The 21,126-nt window shown below is 38.7% G+C and carries 37 protein-coding genes; 12 read left to right on the forward strand and 25 right to left on the reverse strand.

All coding sequences use genetic code 11. The annotated features are described in order from the left end of the window. Window positions 1–31: 31 nt before the first annotated feature. From J502_RS13670 to J502_RS13755, 18 genes are all read right to left on the reverse strand, one after another. Complete coding sequence (locus tag J502_RS13670) at window positions 32–1,708, reverse strand: terminase large subunit (RefSeq protein WP_005019495.1); 1,677 nt, start codon at window positions 1,706–1,708, stop codon at window positions 32–34. After that, window positions 1,705–2,202 carry a DUF2280 domain-containing protein gene (locus J502_RS13675; RefSeq protein ID WP_034684567.1) on the reverse strand — a complete coding sequence of 166 codons (498 nt, stop codon included), beginning with the start codon at window positions 2,200–2,202 and terminating at the stop codon, window positions 1,705–1,707. The genes J502_RS13670 and J502_RS13675 overlap by 4 nt, the downstream gene beginning before the upstream one ends. 53 nt (window positions 2,203–2,255) lie before the next feature. Then, window positions 2,256–2,897, reverse strand: coding sequence for a putative metallopeptidase (locus J502_RS13680; RefSeq protein ID WP_034429116.1), 642 nt, complete (start codon window positions 2,895–2,897; stop codon window positions 2,256–2,258). Next, complete coding sequence (locus J502_RS13685; RefSeq protein ID WP_034684570.1) at window positions 2,857–3,333, reverse strand: hypothetical protein; 477 nt, start codon at window positions 3,331–3,333, stop codon at window positions 2,857–2,859. The genes J502_RS13680 and J502_RS13685 overlap by 41 nt, the downstream gene beginning before the upstream one ends. A gap of 43 nt (window positions 3,334–3,376) precedes the next feature. Then, the gene (locus tag J502_RS13690; RefSeq protein WP_034684572.1) at window positions 3,377–3,655 is read right to left on the reverse strand and encodes a hypothetical protein; all 279 of its coding nucleotides are present in this window, start codon (window positions 3,653–3,655) and stop codon (window positions 3,377–3,379) included. Continuing rightward, entirely contained in the window at window positions 3,639–4,148 is a 510-nt protein-coding gene (locus J502_RS16395) for a type II toxin-antitoxin system HicB family antitoxin (protein WP_052026704.1), read from the reverse strand. The genes J502_RS13690 and J502_RS16395 overlap by 17 nt, the downstream gene beginning before the upstream one ends. A gap of 3 nt (window positions 4,149–4,151) precedes the next feature. Then, complete coding sequence (locus J502_RS13700; protein WP_034684576.1) at window positions 4,152–4,427, reverse strand: type II toxin-antitoxin system HicA family toxin; 276 nt, start codon at window positions 4,425–4,427, stop codon at window positions 4,152–4,154. 202 nt (window positions 4,428–4,629) lie between these two features. Further along, window positions 4,630–4,848, reverse strand: a complete 219-nt coding sequence (locus J502_RS13705; RefSeq protein WP_034684578.1) for a hypothetical protein — start codon at window positions 4,846–4,848, stop codon at window positions 4,630–4,632. Between the two features lie 167 nt (window positions 4,849–5,015). Next, window positions 5,016–5,195 (reverse strand): hypothetical protein, encoded by a 180-nt coding sequence (locus J502_RS13710; RefSeq protein WP_034684581.1) that lies wholly within the window; start codon window positions 5,193–5,195, stop codon window positions 5,016–5,018. 433 nt (window positions 5,196–5,628) lie between these two features. Next, entirely contained in the window at window positions 5,629–5,922 is a 294-nt protein-coding gene (locus J502_RS13715; protein WP_249301621.1) for an I78 family peptidase inhibitor, read from the reverse strand. A 69-nt stretch (window positions 5,923–5,991) separates the two neighbouring features. Next, window positions 5,992–6,447: a hypothetical protein gene (locus J502_RS13720; RefSeq protein WP_034684585.1), complete on the reverse strand. Its 456-nt coding sequence runs from the start codon at window positions 6,445–6,447 to the stop codon at window positions 5,992–5,994. A 23-nt stretch (window positions 6,448–6,470) separates the two neighbouring features. Further along, window positions 6,471–6,737, reverse strand: a complete 267-nt coding sequence (locus J502_RS13725) for a hypothetical protein (RefSeq protein WP_034684587.1) — start codon at window positions 6,735–6,737, stop codon at window positions 6,471–6,473. Between the two features lie 250 nt (window positions 6,738–6,987). Next, window positions 6,988–7,464: a hypothetical protein gene (locus J502_RS13730; RefSeq protein WP_034684590.1), complete on the reverse strand. Its 477-nt coding sequence runs from the start codon at window positions 7,462–7,464 to the stop codon at window positions 6,988–6,990. Further along, window positions 7,464–7,874, reverse strand: coding sequence for a DUF559 domain-containing protein (locus J502_RS13735; RefSeq protein WP_034684592.1), 411 nt, complete (start codon window positions 7,872–7,874; stop codon window positions 7,464–7,466). The genes J502_RS13730 and J502_RS13735 overlap by 1 nt, the downstream gene beginning before the upstream one ends. Continuing rightward, window positions 7,852–8,199, reverse strand: a complete 348-nt coding sequence (locus tag J502_RS13740) for a hypothetical protein (RefSeq protein WP_052026705.1) — start codon at window positions 8,197–8,199, stop codon at window positions 7,852–7,854. Before J502_RS13740 ends, J502_RS13735 begins: the two co-directional genes overlap by 23 nt. Then, window positions 8,196–8,531 carry a hypothetical protein gene (locus J502_RS13745; RefSeq protein ID WP_249301624.1) on the reverse strand — a complete coding sequence of 112 codons (336 nt, stop codon included), beginning with the start codon at window positions 8,529–8,531 and terminating at the stop codon, window positions 8,196–8,198. The genes J502_RS13740 and J502_RS13745 overlap by 4 nt, the downstream gene beginning before the upstream one ends. Further along, the gene (locus J502_RS13750) at window positions 8,528–9,280 is read right to left on the reverse strand and encodes an ATP-binding protein (RefSeq protein ID WP_034684595.1); all 753 of its coding nucleotides are present in this window, start codon (window positions 9,278–9,280) and stop codon (window positions 8,528–8,530) included. The genes J502_RS13745 and J502_RS13750 overlap by 4 nt, the downstream gene beginning before the upstream one ends. Further along, on the reverse strand, window positions 9,277–10,152 hold the full coding sequence (locus J502_RS13755; RefSeq protein ID WP_034684599.1) for a hypothetical protein: 876 nt from the start codon (window positions 10,150–10,152) through the stop codon (window positions 9,277–9,279). The genes J502_RS13750 and J502_RS13755 overlap by 4 nt, the downstream gene beginning before the upstream one ends. Window positions 10,153–10,234: 82 nt before the next feature. Here J502_RS13755 and J502_RS13760 point away from each other — a divergent pair, with 82 nt between their 5' ends. Then, window positions 10,235–10,435 (forward strand): hypothetical protein, encoded by a 201-nt coding sequence (locus J502_RS13760; RefSeq protein ID WP_034684603.1) that lies wholly within the window; start codon window positions 10,235–10,237, stop codon window positions 10,433–10,435. A 60-nt stretch (window positions 10,436–10,495) separates the two neighbouring features. Here J502_RS13760 and J502_RS13765 read toward each other — a convergent pair whose 3' ends face one another. Genes J502_RS13765 through J502_RS13775 form a run of 4 tightly spaced genes read right to left on the reverse strand, consistent with a single transcriptional unit; the run spans window position 10,496 to window position 11,801 of the window. Then, complete coding sequence (locus J502_RS13765) at window positions 10,496–10,786, reverse strand: hypothetical protein (protein ID WP_034684606.1); 291 nt, start codon at window positions 10,784–10,786, stop codon at window positions 10,496–10,498. Then, entirely contained in the window at window positions 10,783–10,950 is a 168-nt protein-coding gene (locus tag J502_RS16855; protein WP_017401039.1) for a hypothetical protein, read from the reverse strand. Before J502_RS16855 ends, J502_RS13765 begins: the two co-directional genes overlap by 4 nt. A gap of 46 nt (window positions 10,951–10,996) precedes the next feature. Then, window positions 10,997–11,494: a phage regulatory CII family protein gene (locus tag J502_RS13770; protein WP_034684609.1), complete on the reverse strand. Its 498-nt coding sequence runs from the start codon at window positions 11,492–11,494 to the stop codon at window positions 10,997–10,999. Window positions 11,495–11,552: 58 nt separating this feature from the next. Beyond that, window positions 11,553–11,801 (reverse strand): helix-turn-helix domain-containing protein, encoded by a 249-nt coding sequence (locus J502_RS13775; RefSeq protein WP_052026706.1) that lies wholly within the window; start codon window positions 11,799–11,801, stop codon window positions 11,553–11,555. A 120-nt stretch (window positions 11,802–11,921) separates the two neighbouring features. Between J502_RS13775 and J502_RS13780 the strand changes: the two genes are divergently transcribed. From J502_RS13780 to J502_RS13820, 10 genes are all read left to right on the forward strand, one after another. Then, the gene (locus J502_RS13780) at window positions 11,922–12,689 is read left to right on the forward strand and encodes a S24 family peptidase (RefSeq protein WP_248089123.1); all 768 of its coding nucleotides are present in this window, start codon (window positions 11,922–11,924) and stop codon (window positions 12,687–12,689) included. Window positions 12,690–12,907: 218 nt separating this feature from the next. Further along, window positions 12,908–13,168 (forward strand): hypothetical protein, encoded by a 261-nt coding sequence (locus J502_RS13785; RefSeq protein WP_034684611.1) that lies wholly within the window; start codon window positions 12,908–12,910, stop codon window positions 13,166–13,168. After that, window positions 13,168–13,479 carry a hypothetical protein gene (locus tag J502_RS13790; RefSeq protein ID WP_034684614.1) on the forward strand — a complete coding sequence of 104 codons (312 nt, stop codon included), beginning with the start codon at window positions 13,168–13,170 and terminating at the stop codon, window positions 13,477–13,479. Before J502_RS13785 ends, J502_RS13790 begins: the two co-directional genes overlap by 1 nt. An 11-nt stretch (window positions 13,480–13,490) precedes the next feature. Continuing rightward, window positions 13,491–14,609: an ATP-binding protein gene (locus J502_RS13795; RefSeq protein ID WP_034684617.1), complete on the forward strand. Its 1,119-nt coding sequence runs from the start codon at window positions 13,491–13,493 to the stop codon at window positions 14,607–14,609. Next, on the forward strand, window positions 14,606–15,703 hold the full coding sequence (locus J502_RS13800) for a hypothetical protein (RefSeq protein WP_052026707.1): 1,098 nt from the start codon (window positions 14,606–14,608) through the stop codon (window positions 15,701–15,703). The genes J502_RS13795 and J502_RS13800 overlap by 4 nt, the downstream gene beginning before the upstream one ends. After that, window positions 15,700–15,843, forward strand: coding sequence for a hypothetical protein (locus J502_RS16990; protein ID WP_017401052.1), 144 nt, complete (start codon window positions 15,700–15,702; stop codon window positions 15,841–15,843). Before J502_RS13800 ends, J502_RS16990 begins: the two co-directional genes overlap by 4 nt. After that, entirely contained in the window at window positions 15,843–16,649 is an 807-nt protein-coding gene (locus J502_RS13805) for a hypothetical protein (RefSeq protein ID WP_034684619.1), read from the forward strand. The genes J502_RS16990 and J502_RS13805 overlap by 1 nt, the downstream gene beginning before the upstream one ends. Before the next feature lie 87 nt (window positions 16,650–16,736). Then, window positions 16,737–17,180 (forward strand): DNA translocase FtsK, encoded by a 444-nt coding sequence (locus J502_RS16695; RefSeq protein WP_081403960.1) that lies wholly within the window; start codon window positions 16,737–16,739, stop codon window positions 17,178–17,180. Next, window positions 17,173–17,394, forward strand: coding sequence for a DUF7167 family protein (locus J502_RS13815; RefSeq protein WP_052026708.1), 222 nt, complete (start codon window positions 17,173–17,175; stop codon window positions 17,392–17,394). The genes J502_RS16695 and J502_RS13815 overlap by 8 nt, the downstream gene beginning before the upstream one ends. Continuing rightward, window positions 17,395–17,664 (forward strand): hypothetical protein, encoded by a 270-nt coding sequence (locus tag J502_RS13820; RefSeq protein WP_034684621.1) that lies wholly within the window; start codon window positions 17,395–17,397, stop codon window positions 17,662–17,664. It abuts the gene before it with no gap. Window positions 17,665–18,015: 351 nt separating this feature from the next. Here the strand turns inward: J502_RS13820 and J502_RS13825 are convergent, their stop codons facing one another. Next, the gene (locus J502_RS13825) at window positions 18,016–18,486 is read right to left on the reverse strand and encodes an Lrp/AsnC family transcriptional regulator (RefSeq protein WP_034428968.1); all 471 of its coding nucleotides are present in this window, start codon (window positions 18,484–18,486) and stop codon (window positions 18,016–18,018) included. A gap of 138 nt (window positions 18,487–18,624) precedes the next feature. On the opposite strand from J502_RS13825, the gene J502_RS13830 reads away from it, so the two are divergent. Further along, the gene (locus J502_RS13830; protein WP_034684624.1) at window positions 18,625–19,257 is read left to right on the forward strand and encodes a LysE family translocator; all 633 of its coding nucleotides are present in this window, start codon (window positions 18,625–18,627) and stop codon (window positions 19,255–19,257) included. 193 nt (window positions 19,258–19,450) lie between these two features. Here the strand turns inward: J502_RS13830 and J502_RS17310 are convergent, their stop codons facing one another. Together J502_RS17310 and J502_RS13835 are read right to left on the reverse strand one after the other, a co-directional pair. Further along, window positions 19,451–19,561, reverse strand: coding sequence for a hypothetical protein (locus J502_RS17310; RefSeq protein WP_373866268.1), 111 nt, complete (start codon window positions 19,559–19,561; stop codon window positions 19,451–19,453). 185 nt (window positions 19,562–19,746) lie between these two features. After that, complete coding sequence (locus tag J502_RS13835) at window positions 19,747–20,508, reverse strand: sulfite exporter TauE/SafE family protein (protein WP_034684627.1); 762 nt, start codon at window positions 20,506–20,508, stop codon at window positions 19,747–19,749. Window positions 20,509–21,126 lie beyond the last annotated feature (618 nt).

The raw sequence follows: 21,126 nt of genomic DNA on the forward strand, positions 1-21,126 counted from the left end.
TTTTTGGATTTTGCCATATTAAAAACCTTGTTTAGAATCTGCGTGTACCACCTCCACCTGGTATTAATCGGGCAGGCGGCCTTATGTCACTAAAGCAAATCATGACACCGTCAGCGCGGTTCGGAGACAGTGCACCATCGGGTTGTTTATTCACTAAAATCTTGCCAGCACCATTCTTGCTATAGGTAGGCTGTGACAGCTCTCGTTTAAGTTGTTCAAGCTCTTGCTTGTTTATATCTTTGGTTGACAGTGAAATAAGACTATCGGGGTCATACTGCATTCCCTGCAAGGCTCGATAAGTATTCTGAAACCTAAGACGCAATGACCACCACATCTGGGCTTTAAGATTGGCAAAGAAGTCTACGTTTTTACGTGCCTCAACCATTTCCTGTTCCGGATTGTGTACTGCCCCTGATCCCCGAAATGGATTAGCTTCAATTTCTGGAATGCCTTTAGCTTTATTCAGCTCATTAATGACACGTGCATCACCACGCACACCAGCACCCAGACCATCTGCATCATAGAAAAATATATTCAGCTTTAAATCCAGGCATGCATCTATGGCTTTTTGAGTGGTACCAAAAATGTCATCACCAATACCAGACCAGGTATCTAAGTACTGCAGAACAATACCGTGACGCGCAGCAAACGAGTTTTTATCCTTGCCTTCATCCGCCACATCCAGTGCACCATTACGCTCACCAGAAGGCTCTATACCAAGCTTTATGTGAGCATCAACAGCAGCCTGCACCCATGCAGATGGTATCAATACCCCTTCTACTGAAGCAGCGTAATCAATATCAACTTCTTGGGCCAAAACAATGTCATCCAGTGTGGCCAGTTGTTTCTCATACCATGGATAAATCAGTTTGCCATCAAGTTCGACCTGCCAGTTTTTATCCGGATTATCACGCCAGGCCATGGTGAAAACGGCGTAACGGCCACTAAAACGATCCTGGTGAAACTTGTCACCAATACCATTTGGTGTTGAGCCTTTAATATGGACATTGGTGTTTTGTGATATTGCTGCATCTACAGCTTCCTGACGTTCTACAAATGCCCACTCATCCAGAAAGTACATTGTGGTCCGTCCACCACGGCCAATATTGTCTCCTGCTTCACCGGTAACCGTTGCACCGTTGTCTGGATTAATGATCCGCATGTAATTGTCATGCACTTTTTCAATAAAGCCCTTGGGCTTCATCCAGGCTGGCAGCTTGGAATACATATCCCTGAATTTATGAAGCAGTGTTTTTGGGTCACCCTTCTTGTCAACCAGATCCTCTTTTCGACTACCGACACCGCCAGCGAAACCTTCTACAAATAACCACCGGTGCAAGTAAAAACCCAATACAACATAGCTCATACCTTCATCACGGCTTTTTTCAATCAAGCCATGTGTCTGAGTACTTTCACGTTCAATTAACCAATCTACAAGTTCAACCTGACCGGGACGTAAAGCAAAAGGAATATTCGCTGGTAGGCCAAAAGGCATACCACGTGGATCATAAGTCCATACCCAATGGTTGAACCAGTGTGCCGGATCGTTTTTGCATTTATAGATTTCAGCCTGGATACTTAATTCATTCTGCTCTATCAATATCCGGTAGTAATAACGCCGTGTCATTTCCTCAATAACATCCGGCAGACGTACATTGATTGTCCACTCTTTAATTAGTGGCGCTATATCTTCAATTGCATAAGTCATAACTTGCCATTAATTGCTAAACGCGAAAGCTCCTGAGCGGACAGTCCGGAGAGCTCATCTGGGGTGAATTGATGTGTTGATTTGGTTTCTTGCTGGATCGGACCGCCGTCCTTACCGGTAATTTCTATTTTCTTTTCATAATGGCCTTTAACGATCTTTTGAATTTGATCAATTAGTTTAATGGCCAGCACCACGTTACTTTTTTTTGCCACCAATAAATCGCTCAAAATTTGTAATTGAACAATGTCATTAGCACCAATGATATTTTGTAGTGGTTGATCTAAATATTCCTGTCGGGCCACTTTAAATAGGTCAACGAACTCCTGAGCCAAGTCAGCTCCAGCTGCTTTAGTAGGGTCGTAATATTCCACCTGTTGAGGTGAAACATCCAGATTAAACTTTTCCTTGATGTCCTTCACTACTTCAGAGGGGGTCATAAACTGTGCAAGTGACCGAACTATAAATACTTTTTCTGCTTTTTTAAGCCTTGCCATAAGTCACCATCCATCAAGGAACATCAAGGAAAGTGGGCAAAAAAAATTTAAAACTACCCGATCACACACGTCCCACAACACGCAGCAATATTAGTTTCAGACACAAACGGCGCATTCTTCGCAATTTCCAGTAAACGCTTAACTGACTCATCAGCTCCCCAGCGTTTAGTCTCACCAAAGAACACCTCGACATCATGGCCAGCCAAGTAATGCTTTGGTAAGCCGGTCATATCGCTATAAATGATTTCGCCGTCCTCATCACGTTCAACACCAATATGATAAAGCTCATGCTCAATCAAACGGCAGAACTCACGATCATTAGAGTTTTCGCAAAAGCTTGCGTCTACTGTAATGAGATAAACAGGTACATAGCCGAACCAGTCCCGCATCTGTTGTTCCTGTCTAGCCTTCTTCCAACCGCCCTGGTTAAACATCACCTTTTCACATTGGCCCAGTACCATACGTTTTTTCGCTACTGCCGCAGATGAAGCCCAGGCAAATGCCAGGAAGGTTTCATCATCATGAAGCAGCTCAGCGATATGATCATGATCCGGGTTATGTAATTCACCGCCGAGAGTGAGCCAATTCTTAATAACCCATTCTTTTAATTCAAGGGCGGGTGCCAGCCGGATTGCTTCCTCTTCCTCTGCCTGATCAATCAGATCCGGCGGCGGGAATGGTCTGAACTGTTCCATTGAATGAATGCCTCTTTAAGTGTTTAAGCCATTGGCGAGCATGACTGGATTCTATTTGCAATGGTCCAGCTTCGTTGATCTTGTAACGGCTAGCTGATTCCAAACGTACAACGTTATAACCCATCTCTTCAGCATGATCATAACGATCCATGCTCCAAGCCTTATTGCTCAGTTTTCCCTTACGTCCACCAGACCAAGGTCCGCCCGCTATTTCAATTAATATCCTGTGTTCGATCAAATGAAAGTCGAAACGCCAGTGCTTGGTAGATTTAAAGTGAAAGCATTTTTCAAATTTGATTTCTAAGATATCCAGAATCCGCTCTAGTTCTTCTTGGGCTTCGAGATATTTTTGAGTTGCCTTAGGTAATGGCTTTGCTCTTGGTACCTTTTTTAATGGCTTCTTTTTGGTTAGAGCTTTGTATTGATCTATATCCATAATCATTACCCAATAAAAAACCTCCCGGAGGAGGTTATAAGCGTCAATCAGTTTTCTTGGTTTTTCGTTTGGGCCGAGGGTTCACTTCGCCTGCATCAACGCATAAGGAGTTATTCGAATTCTCAACTTTCTCGATCCCTATGCTTTTGATACCAACTTTAACTGCTGGCATACGCTCACCCTCATTAAATTCGTCTACACCAGCTCCAAACGCTAGTTCCATTTTTGGAACATATAAGCCTTCATGAATTCCTTTATCTTTAATTATTAAAATTGCTATATCTTTAATTGATAGAGAATCATTCTTAGCAGAATGTGACATCTTTCTCTCCTTTGTGCTCAACCTTGTAAGTACTCTCTATAAATTCAGAGGTAGAAAACGTTTTAAATGTATTTTTACCTGCAATAAACTCTAAGTACTCAAACTTTTGATGCAAAATTGAATCAATTCTTCGGAGCTGACTTGAGCCATTCTCTACAAAATCAACATGGTTTTTTATTGCCGATACAATAAAATCATTCATCGATTGCTTCTCTTTCTTAGAAAGAATAGCTACTTTTTTATGAAGTTCAGGATCAAATCTAACGGCAGTTTTTCCACTAAATGATGGATTCGGATCTTTATTGATTTCTTCACAGAACTCGATATAAGAATCAACAGCTTCTTCAAAAGCTGCCTGTATGCCTTTAATTGTTTCGGAATCATATCCTACTGAATCATCAATAAATAAAATTTTTCCGAAAATCAATCCGTCTTCAATACTAACTTCATAAGAACCATAATATCCTTTATAAGTTAATAAATTCTCAGACATTCATTAATCCTCTTTAGGTGACATATATAAAGCTTCATATCGTTCGATAGCTTCCAAAGCTTGATTTATATGCCCACCTTTTAACGTGTTGTTAGGGTGAGGTTTAGAGGTCATGATTACATGTTTATCACAACCTACAAATCTGCAATGCGATGAACCAGTTTTCGTGCGAAGCTCATACCCGTAATGACCAAGTAGTGTAACCAGATCATCCCATGTATAGTCCTTTGGCATAGGTTTACGGCGAAGCTTTTCTAGTAGTTTTTGATGTTTAGACAAGAAAACATCTCCTAACAAAATTCAAGTTTTCTCGCTAAAGTGCCACCAATATTTGGTAGCATATATACATATTAATTACTCTATATTCTAATATCAAGTAATTGCCTATTTATTTATGTATAGCTCATACAAACAATCTACAATTAATGGCTTCTTTCACTCATAAAAAACCACCCGAAGGTGGCCTAAATGTATTGCTCAATTATTGGGGAGTAATAATAGCGACAAATAGATTATTCTCTTCTTCCCAATCAAAATCATAACCTCTGGTTCTGTAATACTCTTCAAGCTTTTCAATTGCTCCGGGTTCAATACTTGAGTATCTCTCTTCCTGCCTTACTATTGAGCCACCGCTTTTTTCTAGCTTTTGATTAATACAGGAGACTAATTCTTCAAATGTAGCTTTATAAGTAAAAACCATTACTAGCTCTCAAATTCTCACTTAAATAGTATTTATATCAAACTTATAATGTAATAAGTATAGTTTGACTGTTTAGCTTATCCGGATACTTATTGGCAGAGTAAAGATATTCCTGGTGCTTCTTGTTTATTTAAGAGTTTTTCAAAAAAGAAACCCCTTGAATGGGCTTAAGCAGCAAAGTTATTTAGGAATTCTTCTTTGGTAACTGATGAATGTACAAAGTATTCGATCTCACCGCCCAACGAAGGAGAATTGAGTGATTCAATTCTATAAGCAGCAACATTAGCCAAGTCAGCACGATTCACACGCTTACCATCCAAATCACCACCAATCACAAGTAATTTCATTTTTAGCCTTCCTTTAAACAAAAAAGAGCGCTCACGCACTCTCACATTTCCCACACTTCCTACACTCTTTCACCCTGAATAGATCACTCTCATACTCCCAGCAGTGGAAGCAGAAGAGCTGGCGTATGTATCGGAGCATTCGTTTATCCTATCAAAAAATCGTAATAAGGCGATTGTTATATTTTAAATATTTAAAAGACAATTGGCGCATAAAAAAAGCCCTTCTTGATTTATATAGACCAATGAGCAACTTAAATGTAATGTATTAAAAAGCCTGCTCCCCTGGTGGGACAAGCAGGCTTAAAGGGATGCCACCGAGTGTACTTCTAAAGGAAGGTCTAGAAGAACATTTAGTATAGAAAAAATTCTCATTTACAAAGTGGGATTTGTGATTCAAACAGTTAATTAATATTAAAAGCTCTTATATGATGATTTAACTACATGAAGCGTCGATGATCTTGTTGGTATTTGAAGCCTTAATAACTGTAATCCGGTTTGGTCGATAATCTTCTGTAACAGCCTCACCTACTCTTGCATAGCGAAGTATCTCTGAATTGGTCATCTTTTTGATTTCCTGATCACTTAAATCAGTTCTCCCTACAAGCTCTTTGGCCCGAAGTGGCAAACACTCATGGAGTGTATCTTCTGCTTGTTTATCTGTTTTTTGTTCAGATACGTGATCAATATCTGACTGGTAATTTGAACATGCACAAAGAACTGTCAGCAAAAGTCCTGAAGCAATAAATTTTTTCATATTTTGGAACTTCACGGTGGGTATTTAGTAAATAGTGAATCATCAATCTGCTTTTAGCTGTTGTGTTCTCTTATGCACTTTTTTATAAAAGTTATCAGATCTAGCTTTTACTGAAGAGTTCTTTCTTTTAAAGTAGTTCACAATATCTTGATAGCCTTCCTCTTTTTCATCCGCTAGAGGAAAGGTTTTTTCTTTCTGGCTAAATATAGCCTCAATCAGATTTACATACCATCTAATAAAGCTTTGGGTAAGTTCTCTATCAGGTATCACACTGAAATCTATCCGTGCTTCTATACCCCATCTTTCTATAGGTTTTAACGTTTTTAAATAGCTTCGAGTAAGAGGAATCTTAATCTCTTTACTTTTAGTTCTGGCTTCCAATTCGGTGAGTAAAAGATTTAAGTCCTTTAACCCATTAGAGCTAAACCCGTATTCTCTATATACTTTTAGATAGGTTTCTTGAGCAAGACGCTGATAATTTTTGATAATAGTTTTCAATGTTCAGTCCATTTACACTGCTTTTAGATGCTATATACATCTACCGGCACATCTGACCAGATATTAAAGATCAATTCTTTATAATCAGAAGGCTCTACGCCTTCCAGCAAGTAGAAAGATTTAATCGTACCATCCTTGTTGATTTGAACTCTTTTATACAACAGGGTCTCTTTATCCTGCGCCGTAAACTCTTCGATAAATTTGAGGATCTCTTCTGAACCTAAATGTGATGGTTCTACCAACTGGCCATTATACATTCCACCGATGTAATAGGTTGACTGGGCTGACATAAGAACCTCTCTTAGACTTTATTGATTAGGAGCGAGCCTTGATAAGGAACATCTGCTTGTTTCGAAAGCATATAAAGCTCTTTCTAATTTAGCCTACTTACAGGTGTTGAAAGTATCTTTTGTAATACCCGAATGTTAAGTTTTTTTAATATTAAAAAAGCCCGCAAATGCGAGCTTTATTTAATGGCGATTATATACAAATTCGCCAAGTTATCACAAATATGCCATAACCCGTATATACAAGCAAGCACTACTTTTTGAGTAAACCAGAAATAAGATTAGGGTAGCGGCCAGAGATAAAGGCTAATCCACACTTGGTATCTTGTTGGATCTGGATAATTGACGTTTCTCTATTGGTAGCAATTTCTCTTACTGACTCATTCATAACAAAGCGTGCCCAAACTACATCCATCCACTCTTGTAATGGTTCACTCTCAATCTGCCGTATATCTAAAATTATTCGTTGAAATGCTCTTGCCTCATTATCGCTTATTTGACAGGTCACTCCACGGCGTACAACTGGTTCTCTAAAGCTTTCATCATTCATGTATTTTGCAATAAGCTGTTCACGTTGCTTTTGATTCAATTTACGCGTGGGCAATGACTTGTAGACCAGCCGCTTAACTTCAGTATTGCCATTCATCCAGGCACCAAATTGACGGAACCAGTCCTCAGTACTAAAACGCGCCCAATCCGTTGTTTGCATAATTGTCACCGCTGCATTCATCACTTAAAGTCCCCTAATAACCTTTCAATCTGCCGAACTGCCAAACCGCTTTTCACTTGCTCTGTACTAAACCGTAAAATCTGATAACCCAGCACTGTAGCCGCGTTATACTTTTCTATATCGTGAATAAACCCTTTACCCCGTGTATGCCTGCCACCTGTCCAGATCCCGCCTTCCACCTCGACTAAAATCTTTGTTCCTGTAATATGAAAGTCTGCTCGCCATTGCCGTTTTGGGTGAAATTTATATTCCTGCTCAAAACTGATTCTGAGTGCTTTAAGATCGCTGGCCAGCTTTGCCTCACCCTCACTTGTAACCCGCTCCCCCTTCACTTTGTTCTGCCGCTTGGCCTTTTTAGGTGTCTTTGTGCCGTATAATTTTCGATACTCAGCCACCGAAATGCTTGTCATTGGCACCTCGCAATGTCACAACCCTTTCGTAGGAGCGGTTTAGATTCTCCTCTACCGACATTCCTTGCTGAAATCCAATTTCTAAAATTTTAATTTGATGTGAAAAATCAAAATAACCTTTGCTGAAAAATCCCTTAACCAATTCAAGCACAGCAACCAGATGGTGTTTTGTGTCGGAGTTGTAGAGTGCTTCTACTTTTTTAAAATCACTTAAAAATTTAAAATGCTGCTTATCAGCTTCTCGAAAGCCCACGCCGATATTTAGCCACTCCCTTGTCACAAGATCAGGACACCACTGCACAATTTGCCAAGTTCCTTTAATCATGACTCACCTCGCGAGGCTTTTTGGTCACCACCCTCGAAGGCAGTGTTTTCAATAGTTTGAGCTGTATTTTCAAGGTTTTGGTCACCCCCCCTTTCCAGCCTTTTCTGCCCACCCACAACCTGTTCCACAATGGTCTTAATGGCCTTAAGCGTTAATTCAGGATCATCACATGGCACAACAAATAGGCTTGCAATCATCTGAATCTTCTTGGCGTACTTGCGAGTATCATCACGATACTTGTTGCGCTCACGATCCAAATTTTCATTAAAGGCCAGCAGTTCCGCATGTTCTTTTTGAAGCTGCTCGAGATTCATTTCCAGGTAGTAATTCACACCCCACCCCCTAATCGAGCATCAGCCCAATTGCATTCGATTGATGCCAAACCGCCATGATTAAGACGAGACCAAAGCCGATCTCCTAAATCATTTTTAAGCTCTTGTAAGGTTAAATTAGAGACAATCATTGATGCCTTATTTGCGTCATAGCGGGAATAAAGAACTTTATGAACTTTTTCTAAGCGCCAGCTTTCACGATCATGTAGCCCATATTCATCCACGATCAGCAGGTCATACTCGCTATAACGGCGTATGGCACAAGGTTCATTGTCATCAGGTCGATAGCGAGCCTCAGCAATATCATTGACCAGATCTTCACTGGTGATATATCGAACCTTCAGACCATGATTGAGCAGCGTACGAGCCGTTGCACAGGAAAGATGCGTCTTACCAGTTCCCGTATTGCCACACATAACGAAATTACACACCTGCTTGGCCATCATTCGTCTGGAGAAAGACACAGATTCTTTTAGTGCATTTGCCTGTGACGGGTTGTCGCTACAAATAAAGAAATTTTTGAAACCTGAATTTTGATGTCTTAAGGGAAGCATTGCACCTGAAAAGTGTTTAGCCCTGACCATTTGATCTACTTGCTTCTGGTGCAGCTCATTGGTTTTTTTCACCAGCGTTTTGGCGCATTCAGGACAGATAATATTCCCTCCCATAACAACCATAAGTACGCTGTGTTCAGCACAAAATTGATTAGTTTTTGCCAAAGGCGTGTTTAACAGAGACATTGCATTCATACGAAGTCCTCTGGAATTTCTACAAATTCAGCCTTACCGGTCATGACCGGTTCATTTTTCCACTTGTCATTTACATTGAGATCAGGTGTTTTGTGGTTTGAGTTCTTTGGTTGAGCAAGAGGTGTTTTTTGCTGACGCTCGATCCACTCAAAGGCTTTACCCAAAATCTGGTTTTTCACCATCTGGTGTTTATGTGAGTAAGCATCTTGAAGTTTGATGATCAAAATATTGAGTTCATCTTGAGAGATTGGTTTAAGACCTCCCATCTGTAATCTTGTATTTACGTCGACCAGAGAGAGATCAAACCGTGAATCTTGATCGTTTGAATTTTCTTGATGCGATATTGTTTGTGTATTTTCTTGCTCTTGCTCCTGTTCCTGCTCCTGTTCCTGCTCTTGGCTTGGAAGGGGCTTGGAAGGGGCTTCGTTTTCTACTGGTTTTTTAGTGGTATTTTCTCGCTTTTCAGTCATGCAAAATGCTTGGCTGTATTTGTTGTAAAAGCTTTCCAGATAAGGGTTTGAAGGTAATGAGTTATACTCGTTTTGAACCCCAATACTGCGCTTATCAGTGTTCTTCAATTTATCGGCGATCTGGAAGCGAGCCATCTCATGCACCCACACCATTTCAGAAGCCTCGTCATAACTACAAAAACCAGCTTCGCAAGCCCATTTAAGCCCCTTCGATGCCCCTTCGATGCCTAGTCCAGTTTCATGGGCGACATATAGAAGAGGCATGTAATAAAGGCCTAACATGTTGGCATGTGGGCAAGTCATTAAGTAAATACAAACTACAATAGCCTCTGGACTTTTTCTCAACTGCTTGCCAGTTGAGCCAGTCCAAAAGTGTGGCGATACTTTTGCATATTCACGCATAGCTTTTAAGCTCCTTTGATGGGACTTGCAAGGGGCTTACAAGGGGTGTAGATTCTTTTAAAAACCTAAGAGACTTAGAAAAATGGCCCTTATTCCACAACAAAATGCTATTGATGTTTATGCATCTAAAGAGGACCGCAGTATCACAATTACTGAAGAAAAAGGTTTTTTTAACAATCAAAATGGTGAGCTTGAAGATGCACACGTGACTATTGATGTTGCACATGTAGACACCATTATTCGCGCCCTTGAAGAGGCCAGAAAACAAATTCTTGGAGATTGATTGCTTTACCCCCTTACTAGCACTTAGTGAGGGTTTAATATTTCTTGCTCTAGCCACAGCTTACTCTCCCATCCTAGGCTTCACATAGCCTCCAAATGCTTCAACCGTTCCTGATTTCACCAGACTCGCCACCACTTCATTGGCCATCCAGTCATTAATACGGCAACGGCGCGCCAGCTGCTCAGCCAGATCAGTTTTTCGTACAGCGGCGTTGTTTACATCCTGATTTCGTACACGTAGATTGTTTTGATTACGCTTAAACAGCTCATCAAGAATTCTTAAAGCCGGATCATAGAAAGACTGTACTTGTTGCAGATGTTTATAATCAGCGTTATTGATTGCAGAGTTCATAGGGCCTCCTGCTGTAATGAAGACACGAACAGAGCTACAGGTTCGACAAAGCAGCGTTTGGCCTTACGACTTTTCAAAAGAGGTTTAGCCATTGAACTGCTTTTATCCTGTTTCAGATCAACAGGTTTGCTATTGCTAGCGAGTTCTGATAAATTCTTTTTCATAATTCATTCATGCCTGTATGAGTTAGAAAAAGCCTGATTTCGCACGTCAGGCTTTTTCATTTTTTACGGTTTGTGTAGTAGCGGTATATTTCTGCATTTGCTTGTAAGCTGCTTGATCAGCCGCTTTAGCAAACTCAATAATTCGTGTAAAAATACCGTGAATCTCTTCATACTCTGCCGGTGTAATCACACCATCTTCATAAGCTTCATAGACTTTCTGGTTGGCCTGCCCGTTACAGATATTTGCCTGCATCATGGCTTCGATCACAGATAACTCTCGATGCTTGTCGCCTTCGCAGCCTGTCGGGATTAGCGCGAGATTCAGTTTGTGCGCCCACACTTTAAGTACCGCCGGGTTTTCTGTGAATTCGAGCATGGCCTCAAATTTTTTAAGACTCGGCTGATAATCCATATTCGGATTGCCGTAATTCAGAACAGTTTTATGAGAGTCGCCCAGTACTTCAGCAATTTGTTTTGCATCAATACCTGGTGTGTGACGGATCATCTTGTACAGTGCAGCTTGTGCTTCTTTGCTAAATTCCATCTGTGAATCCTTCTGTTTATTCACGTTTATAAAAAATGTCTATCAGTTGATAATTTAGTTATGCAGAGAGTGGTTGGCTTCTTAAATAGTTAAAATCCACTTCAGGACATAAGTCATCGCAAGAAATTTCTCCCTTGCTCTCTCTGTCAATATTTATTGCTAAAGCTGCACTACAATTGCGATTGCCGTACATGACCAATTTCAAATAGCCGAGAGACGTACCGCACTTAGCTGCAAAATCTTCTCTATGCTGGTCAGAAGGCATTCTTTTAATGTAGTCAATTAGCGTGGGGATGGGTGTTTTCATTGCTAATCCTAATGATAAACAAATTATCTTTTAATGTTATCTTTTGATAATTTATTTTGCAATAGGCTAATTAGCATTATTTAGGGGCAATTGTTATCATTTGATAATATTGGTTAGCTTATGAATTCTATAGTTATGAATGTGAAAGAAATTCGCAGAAAAAACCTGCGTAACCTTATAAGCAAGCTGATAGCAGATAAAATTTTTGAAAGACAAGATGACTTTGCTGCAGCTGTAAAGATAGATAAAACCTATTTATCACAAATGCTTATGGAACCTGAAAAGAAAGGTTCTAGAGGGGTAAGTGAAGCTAAAGCTCGCCAAATAGAAGAACATCTAAATTTGGAAGATCATTTTCTTGATCGATTAGATGACTCCAGTCCATTCGGTGATAGTAAAGTTCAAAATGGTGTAATCAGACCTATTACTGGTGACGAAGATATAGATTCTCGTTTTGTAATTGTGCCTATGTATGATGTAAAAGCTGCATGTGGAATGGGTTACGAAAATGAAGAAGAACTAATTAAAGGCGGTCTTGTGTTTAAGGAAAGCTTTTTACGTAAGAAAGGGCTTTCATTAGTAATGAATGAAACAGGTATTATCTGCGGTGATGGTAATAGTATGGAACCCACTATTAACCATAATGACGCAGTACTGACGGATCTTAGGGTAAAGACCATTGATGAGGTTATAAGTGGTAAGGTTTATGCCTTTGTTGCTAATAAAGAACTTAGAATTAAAAGAATCTTTAAAAACATCAATGGTAGTTTACGTATCTCAAGTGATAATCCTGACAAGACAACTTACCCAGATGAAATTATTAATAAAGAAGATTTGGACGCTATACAAATTACTGGTTATGTAAGATGGCGTTGTGGGGAAGTCTAATAATTTAAAAAAATTACAAAATTAGCCCGATAAATTATCGGGCTTTTTTATTATCTTTTATATCAATACATTATCAAAATTATCTAAAAAAGATAAATTAATTTATCATTTGCTATTGCTAACAAAATTATCTTTTGATAAATTTATTCTCGTACCCAATAAAAAAAGCCCGCTACTGACTGGAAATCAAACGGGCTTTTCTAACACACGAGGCCATTATGAAACAAAAACCTATTCAGAGTCAAACGACTCAGATTCTCTTTCAAGAACCTACTCAGGAAGAGATGTACGGTAAACCCCGTTCTATCTTCGCTGACCTTTGCACTTTTCTTTTATTGTTAAGCCTGTTCATTGGCTTGGTCGCAATGCTCCGCAGCTGTGCAGATGATGCAGAAACTCAGGCAGTCCAAGCCCATGCCTATAACGCGAAGTTCTCTAAAACTGATTCTGCTTTAGTTCAGGTTGTGGAGGCTCACTAATGACAACTTCTACTCAAACATTTTCTGAATACCTGGGCGGCTTTGAGCAAGGTCACATGACTATGCGTCTTGGCCATACCGTCTACGTTGAACAAGGCAAAGATATTTGCATTGAAGACCGTCAAACCGGTGAGCTAGTAAAAGTCACTCTTGAAGAGCATGTGGCCAAGCCCTGGATTCGTAAAAACTTCGAACGTGAACGCGCATTCCAGCGCCGCAAGGCTTTAGCGATTGGTCTGCAAAAATCACATATTCCTTCATATGACCGCAAAGCATATAAGCGTCGTATGGGCTGGGTTGGATCGAGATAAGGGGAAATATCATGGCGATTAATATTATTCCAGCGGATCAGCCGCTACTGGTACAGGCCATTATTGTTTATTTGTACGCAGATCCGGGCCTAGGTAAAACTTCAATTGGCTTTACAGGCGATAAGGCTATTTCTTTTGACTTTGATAAAGGTTCACACCGTACTGGTGAACTGCGTCGCGGTGCAGTTGTCCAGGTGAATCAGTGGGCTGACGTGGCCAATCTGACTATGCAGGACCTGGAACCTTTTAAGACCATTGTAATTGATACCGTTGGTGCAATGCTTGAAAGCATCAAGACACATCTGATGCTGAATACTACCAACAAACAGAAAGATGGCTCACTGAAACTTAAAGCCCAAGGCTTAGCTAACAATATCTTTAAGCAATATGTAAATACCCTGATTGCCTCAGGTAAAGATGTGGTTTTCATCGCCCATGCATCAGAAGATCAGAATGGAGATCAAGTAATTTACCGGCCAGATCTAGGGGGTAAGAACCGCAACGAGCTATACCGTATTGCAGATGTAATGGGGTATCTCACTACTGTACAAACAGGTGAAGGTAAGCATGAACGGGTAATTAGCTTTAGACCATGCCCTACTCATCATGCCAAAAATGCAGGTGGTTTAGGTGGTGAAACTGGTGAGGTCTGGGTGCCTGATTTGAAAGCAAACCCATCTTTTCTAGCGGATCTGATCAAGCAGGCGAAGGATCATATTAACACCATGACACCTGAACAACTGGCAACGATGAAGGCTCAGGAAGATCTAGACAACTGGATTCAAAGCTGTTCCGAAGCTCAGTATGCCAGCGATTTAAACCAGCTTACTGAGGCTATAGATGATAAGCACCATTATTACAAAAATATGCGTATTGAACTGGTTCGTAGAGCTATGGAACTTAAGTGTAATTTCGATAAACAACGTAATGCCTGGGTAGATCCAGAAGAATTCTTTGGTATTGATGAACAACAACTGGCCGAACTCCAAGACTTCATTGATAAGCGTGGACTGGATGCGAAAACCGTGTGTGAACATCTTGGTATTGATGCACTTAACCAAATAGAAGCCAAACGCCTGTCAGACATTCAAAAAGAAATTGAACAATTAGCAAAGGAAGTACTTGCATGAATATTTTAAATAGCAAAGAAGCGTTTGAAGCAATGATGGCTGGCCGCAAAATTATGTGCCGCGCCGTTGGTGAATTGATAGATTTCGATGATCTGGATCGTTTTCCTGCTACGGTTTTCGCAATGCCAGGCCATGAGTTTTGCATCAAGATTGAAACCATTGATGTGGCTGGTACTACGTTCACCAAGCCTCTAACGCTTGATGATGTTCGTGAAGGACAAGACATTTATGTTATCAACACTTATGGCTCATCAATCTATGCTGTTGAATTTGGAAAAATGACTTGTACCGCACTCATTGATTCTATCAATAGCGGATTTGCACAACGTGATGCTGAAAATGCAAAGCTACATTTACAAGCTTTATCTAAGATTTTAGGCCATGAATTAACTGGTGATGTACGAGTTGTACGACTTGGTGATGAGGAAAAACCTAAAAAGAAACGCTCAACCAAAGTTAAAAATGATGTGGACCAGACCAGCGAGCCTGCTGGTCCAGGTGACACCATACCGAGTATTGAAAAGTCGGTTGAAGCTGAGCCTGTTCAAGTGGCAGAGAAATGGATAGATCCAGAAGAACTGAAAAAGCAGTACTTACTTCGCTTGCATAAGCTCACCACTACTGAAGAAGTAATGCAGCTGCGTTATGAAATAAATCCTGACAATCGCTTAAGCAAAACTCAGATTAATTATTTAAACGTAGCAGCTGAGCAGCAGATTGCAAAAATTGAAAAAGCTGCAGCTGAACAAGCTACTACACCAGCAGAAGAAATTGAAGAAAAGACAATAAGTGTAGATGAGCTCAAGCGTTTACAGAAAGAAGCTGAGGCTTTAATTCAAGAGAAAAAGCAAACTGCTGAGACTACAGAACAGCCTATTCATATCTTCAGCGCCACCAAACGTGACCAGATGATTGAGCACATTTTAAATCTGAACACGACTGAAGCATTAGAAAAGTATGCACCGGCTATCACTGCCGCAAAGCCTTCAATGCATCCTGAGCATCATATTGCTGTACTAAATGCTTACTCAAAACGAAAGGTCACTTTAGATCAGTTGGATCTGCTGTCTACTGATGGAGCACAGGAAGCATGAGATACCAGTATTCCTCTATGACTCGGATTCTAACCGTATACGGCTGCAAGATGGATCACATCTTTACCAATGTCGGCCTGTTTGAAATTGAAGCTCTTATCACTAACGCAAAATTTAAAGAAGCCAACTGGAGAATGTAATGAATTCAGCAGCAGATTTAAGAAGACTTGAAGAACAAAATCATCTTCAGAAAGCTAAACAAAAGGTAGTTGATGCTCTTAACAATGATCCAATGGGGCTATCAATTGCTCAGTTAATGACTGTATGCCGACTGAGCATAAAGACAGTCAAAAATATCTTATCAACTATAGAGGTAACTCAAGAAGATGGGGTGTATTTTTTAAATAATGTACCACGAGTTCAAGTTCAAACTTCGGCCATAGAGAAGCCAGAACCAGAACCAGAACCAGAACTAGAACCAGAACCAGAACCATTGAAAGCCAAACGAAACATACAAGCTGAAATATTGCAGCTATTAAAGAAAAACCAGAATGGTCTGCTTGGAGAAGAGATTATTCAAACTTTAGCTGTAACTGATAAGCAATTTGCCAATGCACTCTGGATGTTAAAAAAGACTTATAGCATTCAACGTACTGGTGTTACTGGATCGTTTCATTACAAGCTTGTTAGTGAAGAAGCACTTTGTAAAATTGAACAGACTTCTACACCGGAAACTGAAATTAAAGCAGAAGAAGTTCAAGAAGAAAAATGGAAAGCTTTTGTTGATATGCCAGTAAATAAAACTGAAGAAAGCCACTCTTTATCAGCTTTAGAAGTTTTTAAGTCAAAAATTAAGACCGTAGTCATTAGCAAAAGTGAATTAACTCTACACCATGAACAGGTTAATAAGCTGCTCACGGATCTATTTGGCTTAGAAAAAATTGAGTGGCTTATCGAAGGTGAGAAGCTGGTCGGCATCCACTTATCCCATGAAAATGTCACTTAAATATTTAGAGCTACTTCTCTACTTAAATAAATAAGTAGAGAAGTTTTGAGACTTAATTTTCTATTTTAATAAAATATTGGTGGTGTGATGGATATTTCAGAAGAAGATTACAAAAAAGCGGTTGCGGTGGTTAGAAAGTGCTTAAGCGGTAGTGTTTCAAACCTTCAGCGAAAACTTTATTGGGGTTATGGACGAGCTGCCTCGGCTATAGATCGTATGCAGGATGAGTTTATTGTGAGCCCAATGTCTGCGTCTGGCCGTCGTGATGTTTACCCCGAAGAAACACATGAGCTATGGAAGGAATTACAAACAGCCAAAGCTCAAGCGGTGCCGAATTGGATTGATTATGAAAAACAATCACCGCACATCAATGGACGTTATCAAATTTTTATCGAAGGTGAGCAAATAGCAGCTGACTGGGAAAATCATTTTGGTTTTTCTTGCCCTATTAGCGGTGAAGCATTAATTCAGGAAAAGATTACTCACTGGTCTGCGCTAGGTGAAGATCCAAAGGAGCCAGCCAATGATTAAAAATTTTGAAGAACAAAAAGTTCGGCTTTATTTGTCGATAGGTTATGCAGCATCAGCTCGCGAAGATAGTGTTTATTTAAAAGATTATATAAATGAGAGTGACTGGAATGCTTTGAATCCTACTGAACAGGAAAATTTCTTGTATGAGGAAATTTTAAAAGATTGGGAGTCAGATCATTTAGATAGTTCAGCAAGTTTAGAGGAGGTACTTTAAATGGCCCGTTTAACAAAGTTAGCTCGAATGAGTGCAGAGGAAAAAGCTGCGGCTAAAAAAGAGTTTGAAGAAGCATCTAGTGAAAGCTATTTTCCGCCTGAAGTAATTGCCTTGGCTTTTGGTGTATCAGAAGCATGGCTGCAAAAGACTAGAAGTAATGGAGATGGCATCCCCTTCTCTAAACCTCGTGGCCTACGGCGAGTCCAGTATCAAAAGAAAGATGCTTTGAGATATTTTGAAAGAAGTAAATTGATAAGTACTTCAGCATGAATCATCATAAGCACCTTCGGGTGCTTTATTTTTACCCAATCAAAAATAGACCATAAATAGACTTTACCAGTAAAAAATAGACTGATTTCTTAAAATAGACCCATAATAAACCCAATAATTATTGCTTGATAAAGTCCTGTATTGCTCTATAGTGTTATAAGCCTAAATATATAATAATCAATAGTAAATTATACTGTTCTATAGAGTCCGGTATTGCTCTGTATGGTCTAAAATCAATCTATTTTTTTAGATAACTCTGAACTTTAGGGTTCAAGGGTAACGACATGCAGCGGCATCACCGGAGACACCAGTTTTCACTAAAATAATTTAAGCTTTAATAATTTATAAAAACTATCTTTGACTTCTGACTGGAAAAGATAGAAAAGGTTTTATTTCTTTTAATACAAACATACTTTGCATTTCTTTTATACCCGGTAAACGCCTGATCACTGACATTGAAAATTCAGCGTAAGTATCCAGATCGGGAGAAACGACCTGTAATAAAAAATCTGCATCCCCACCAATACTATAACAAGCTACTACATGCTCTAAAGCGATTACTTCTTCTTCAAATTTCCTTGCCTCTTTTTCACTATGGCTATCAATAGAAACCCTTATAAAAACCATCACACCTAGACCTATTTTCTTTCGGTCAATAAGCACGCCATAACCTTTAATAACTTGTGCTTCTTCTAGCTGCTTCACTCTTCTCCAGCACGGCGATGTTGACATACCAATATATTCCGATAGTTCAAAATTGGTAATTCGTGAATCTGCCTGTAAACACTCCAGAATTCTGGCATCTGTCTTATCGATTTGCATATGGGTATAATATTTCCAATAAATATAATAAAACTTAAATTTATACCTTAATTTTCAATTTTAATAGAATAAATAGATCATTTTTTTCTGTGATTTTATAGAAAAATAAAACCAGGTTCTTATTTGATTCTTTATAGTATGGATATTCTAACCCAGATTTTCACCTACAGTTTAACGCTAGCATTGGCAGCTTTCCTGCCTGGACCAGGCATGACGGGGTTAATGTTTAAGACACTTAGCCGAGGCTATTGGAGTGGCATATTGATGCTTCTAGGTCTGATTACAGGAGATATTATTTTTTTATCTATTTCTATTTTTTTTATTTCTTATCTTACTCAATTGAGTTCCAATTTTTCAGCCTATATTGTCATTATCTCATGCTTTTACTTATTATTCATCGCCTATAAATTCTGGATGTTCAATGAAAATCTTGTTCAAGAACAGGCTATCCTGGATGTAAATAAAACTTTCTCAACCTATAGAGACGGTTTACTGATTACTCTTAGTAATCCTAAAACCATTTCATTTTATCTTGCCTTGGTCCCTGCTATTTTTGGGTTAAACTCGCTTCAACAGTATAGTTTATTACTTATTATTATCACGGTTATTACTCTCTCAATTATTGGCAGTCTCTATATATTTTTCTCATGGAAGATAAAGAAAATTCTTAAAAATATCAAAATACAAAGAATACTGTTGAAAAGCCTTTCTTTAATGATGAGCTTCTTAGCTGTAGTCATGCTTTATAAAGAGGTTATCCTGCTAAATTAACGAATTGATTTATAAATAACTTCTAGATCTTCAGGTTAGCTTTCTATAGACATTGTTTTAAGTCGCTATATAAAGCTAACAAAGCGCCTAGGTATATTTGTTGGCCAGATATGGGGACATGAGGAACAGATTCCAGCTAGCCGACTGATTTAAGCAATGATCAATCATAGCGCTATCGCCTGATCCATTTCTGCTATAAAAGGTCTTCCCATATGAAATACCCTAAACTAAAGCCGACCAGTGCATAAAGCGTAATAATAAAAAATACAAAGCTTGCCTTATTTTTCTTTTTAAAAAAATTCATACTGATACCCCAGCTTTTAACCCGATTTGCACCATCTTAACGCATTTTTACAGATTAGCGCGACCATAAAAAGTCCTGTTCAGCATTTAAATTCTCTGGTCACTTTAGATGAAGCTTAATTTTTTATCTTTAACAGTAGCCACAGACTCAAACTAATCCGTTTTAATTTTCAGATTGTTTTTAGTCTATTTAAAAAGCTCAAGGCCCATTCGCCCAATCAAAAATATAAGAAGAACAAGAAAAAAAATACGGATAAAACCACTACCATATCGCAATGCCAAGATAGTCCCGACTAGGGAGCCTAAGTCATTGCAGATGCCTACAAAGGCACCAATTTTCCATAATACATGGCCTGCAGGAATAAAAAACAATAATGAGGCAGTAAATGTTCCCAGATTTACAAGCTTTGCAGATGCTGAAGCATTAAGGAAATCGAATGAAAAAATTCTAACAAACAGGAAAATTAAAAAACTACCACTGCCTGGACCAAAAATTCCATCATAAAAGCCAATCAATCCACCAAAAAGTATGCCCAGACCAATTTCTTTTTTACCATACTGTAGCTCAGTATGAATTTTTCCTAGATCTTTTTTAATAAAAGTATATATTGCAATCAGAATCAATAGACAAAAAACAATATATCTCATTAATTCTTTAGGAATAAGGGAAACAGACATTGCCCCTAGAAAAGCAAAGGTAAAAGCTGAAATCATAGTTGGAAATATCAGCTTCCAAACTATTTTCACTCTTTTTATATAAGTAAAAATAGATGAGAAAGTGCCCGCCAAGACAGCAATCTTGTTAGTTCCAAATATGGTAGTCAAGCTATATTGGGGTAAAGCATGTATTAGTGCTGGTAACTGAACGAGGCCACCGCCGCCCACTGCCGCATCAATTAATCCTCCACAAAAGGCAAACAAACCCAAAAAAATAAGAGTAATATCCAATACAGCCCTCCTCAAATATTAGTTTTTAACTTTTTATGATCAGCCTTTGGCTTTAGTTATTTATAAATATCTTTCTACTTCCCTATATCAATATCGCCCTAGAAGTAAAATTTAATTAAAGCAGGATATTAAAATATAATAAAAAATCTGAATTTTTATAATCAATATATCTAATTATATTTTTACTTGGTTTATCTCAGAAATCAAAGTATATTAAATATTGCTTTTAAACTACAAAATATTTTACAACCAAATGAATTTAAAAGAAATATTTTATATTATTTTCTTCTTATGGTTCGGGCTTTTCATTGCCTATATTTTCTGGAAAATAATTTTAAAAGATTTATTTTATAAAATAGTTCTCTATAGAAGAGGAGTAGTTACAATTGCTGAGCTCAGCTATGTACTAGATTCTGCTATTTATGTACAGTATCGCCCTCTATTTTATATGAGATTCAAATTTAAAATATCATCCGGTGTAGTAGAAAGTCCAAATATCAAAGTCATTATAAATAAAAAGGACATCCCACTTTATCATGTCGGAAATAAAGTTAAGATTAAATATGATCCTAAAAATTTAAGTAATATTAAAATAGTAGACAATATTCTATAGTTTTA

The sequence above is a fragment of the Acinetobacter sp. 1294596 genome, assembly GCF_000582925.1.
Taxonomy (GTDB): Bacteria; Pseudomonadota; Gammaproteobacteria; order Pseudomonadales; family Moraxellaceae; genus Acinetobacter; species Acinetobacter radioresistens.

What these genes read in the sequence shown, in the direction of transcription:
- J502_RS13820 (WP_034684621.1), top strand. Translation starts at nt 17,395, where the DNA reads ATGGCCCGTTTAACAAAGTTAGCTCGAATGAGTGCAGAGGAAAAAGCT.
- J502_RS13685 (WP_034684570.1), bottom strand. Translation starts at nt 3,333, where the DNA reads ATGGATATAGATCAATACAAAGCTCTAACCAAAAAGAAGCCATTAAAA.
- J502_RS13670 (WP_005019495.1), bottom strand. Translation starts at nt 1,708, where the DNA reads ATGACTTATGCAATTGAAGATATAGCGCCACTAATTAAAGAGTGGACA.
- J502_RS13765 (WP_034684606.1), bottom strand. Translation starts at nt 10,786, where the DNA reads ATGAACTCTGCAATCAATAACGCTGATTATAAACATCTGCAACAAGTA.
- J502_RS13755 (WP_034684599.1), bottom strand. Translation starts at nt 10,152, where the DNA reads ATGCGTGAATATGCAAAAGTATCGCCACACTTTTGGACTGGCTCAACT.
- J502_RS13740 (WP_052026705.1), bottom strand. Translation starts at nt 8,199, where the DNA reads ATGATTAAAGGAACTTGGCAAATTGTGCAGTGGTGTCCTGATCTTGTG.
- J502_RS13805 (WP_034684619.1), top strand. Translation starts at nt 15,843, where the DNA reads ATGAATTCAGCAGCAGATTTAAGAAGACTTGAAGAACAAAATCATCTT.
- J502_RS13760 (WP_034684603.1), top strand. Translation starts at nt 10,235, where the DNA reads ATGGCCCTTATTCCACAACAAAATGCTATTGATGTTTATGCATCTAAA.
- J502_RS13800 (WP_052026707.1), top strand. Translation starts at nt 14,606, where the DNA reads ATGAATATTTTAAATAGCAAAGAAGCGTTTGAAGCAATGATGGCTGGC.
- J502_RS16395 (WP_052026704.1), bottom strand. Translation starts at nt 4,148, where the DNA reads ATGTCTGAGAATTTATTAACTTATAAAGGATATTATGGTTCTTATGAA.
- J502_RS17310 (WP_373866268.1), bottom strand. Translation starts at nt 19,561, where the DNA reads ATGAATTTTTTTAAAAAGAAAAATAAGGCAAGCTTTGTATTTTTTATT.
- J502_RS13785 (WP_034684611.1), top strand. Translation starts at nt 12,908, where the DNA reads ATGAAACAAAAACCTATTCAGAGTCAAACGACTCAGATTCTCTTTCAA.
- J502_RS16990 (WP_017401052.1), top strand. Translation starts at nt 15,700, where the DNA reads ATGAGATACCAGTATTCCTCTATGACTCGGATTCTAACCGTATACGGC.
- J502_RS16695 (WP_081403960.1), top strand. Translation starts at nt 16,737, where the DNA reads ATGGATATTTCAGAAGAAGATTACAAAAAAGCGGTTGCGGTGGTTAGA.
- J502_RS13815 (WP_052026708.1), top strand. Translation starts at nt 17,173, where the DNA reads ATGATTAAAAATTTTGAAGAACAAAAAGTTCGGCTTTATTTGTCGATA.
- J502_RS13770 (WP_034684609.1), bottom strand. Translation starts at nt 11,494, where the DNA reads ATGGAATTTAGCAAAGAAGCACAAGCTGCACTGTACAAGATGATCCGT.
- J502_RS13710 (WP_034684581.1), bottom strand. Translation starts at nt 5,195, where the DNA reads ATGAAATTACTTGTGATTGGTGGTGATTTGGATGGTAAGCGTGTGAAT.
- J502_RS13725 (WP_034684587.1), bottom strand. Translation starts at nt 6,737, where the DNA reads ATGTCAGCCCAGTCAACCTATTACATCGGTGGAATGTATAATGGCCAG.
- J502_RS13790 (WP_034684614.1), top strand. Translation starts at nt 13,168, where the DNA reads ATGACAACTTCTACTCAAACATTTTCTGAATACCTGGGCGGCTTTGAG.
- J502_RS13705 (WP_034684578.1), bottom strand. Translation starts at nt 4,848, where the DNA reads ATGGTTTTTACTTATAAAGCTACATTTGAAGAATTAGTCTCCTGTATT.
- J502_RS13730 (WP_034684590.1), bottom strand. Translation starts at nt 7,464, where the DNA reads ATGAATGCAGCGGTGACAATTATGCAAACAACGGATTGGGCGCGTTTT.
- J502_RS13780 (WP_248089123.1), top strand. Translation starts at nt 11,922, where the DNA reads ATGAATTCTATAGTTATGAATGTGAAAGAAATTCGCAGAAAAAACCTG.
- J502_RS13690 (WP_034684572.1), bottom strand. Translation starts at nt 3,655, where the DNA reads ATGTCACATTCTGCTAAGAATGATTCTCTATCAATTAAAGATATAGCA.
- J502_RS13735 (WP_034684592.1), bottom strand. Translation starts at nt 7,874, where the DNA reads ATGACAAGCATTTCGGTGGCTGAGTATCGAAAATTATACGGCACAAAG.
- J502_RS13825 (WP_034428968.1), bottom strand. Translation starts at nt 18,486, where the DNA reads ATGCAAATCGATAAGACAGATGCCAGAATTCTGGAGTGTTTACAGGCA.
- J502_RS16855 (WP_017401039.1), bottom strand. Translation starts at nt 10,950, where the DNA reads ATGAAAAAGAATTTATCAGAACTCGCTAGCAATAGCAAACCTGTTGAT.
- J502_RS13680 (WP_034429116.1), bottom strand. Translation starts at nt 2,897, where the DNA reads ATGGAACAGTTCAGACCATTCCCGCCGCCGGATCTGATTGATCAGGCA.
- J502_RS13750 (WP_034684595.1), bottom strand. Translation starts at nt 9,280, where the DNA reads ATGAATGCAATGTCTCTGTTAAACACGCCTTTGGCAAAAACTAATCAA.
- J502_RS13775 (WP_052026706.1), bottom strand. Translation starts at nt 11,801, where the DNA reads ATGAAAACACCCATCCCCACGCTAATTGACTACATTAAAAGAATGCCT.
- J502_RS13795 (WP_034684617.1), top strand. Translation starts at nt 13,491, where the DNA reads ATGGCGATTAATATTATTCCAGCGGATCAGCCGCTACTGGTACAGGCC.
- J502_RS13830 (WP_034684624.1), top strand. Translation starts at nt 18,625, where the DNA reads ATGGATATTCTAACCCAGATTTTCACCTACAGTTTAACGCTAGCATTG.
- J502_RS13675 (WP_034684567.1), bottom strand. Translation starts at nt 2,202, where the DNA reads ATGGCAAGGCTTAAAAAAGCAGAAAAAGTATTTATAGTTCGGTCACTT.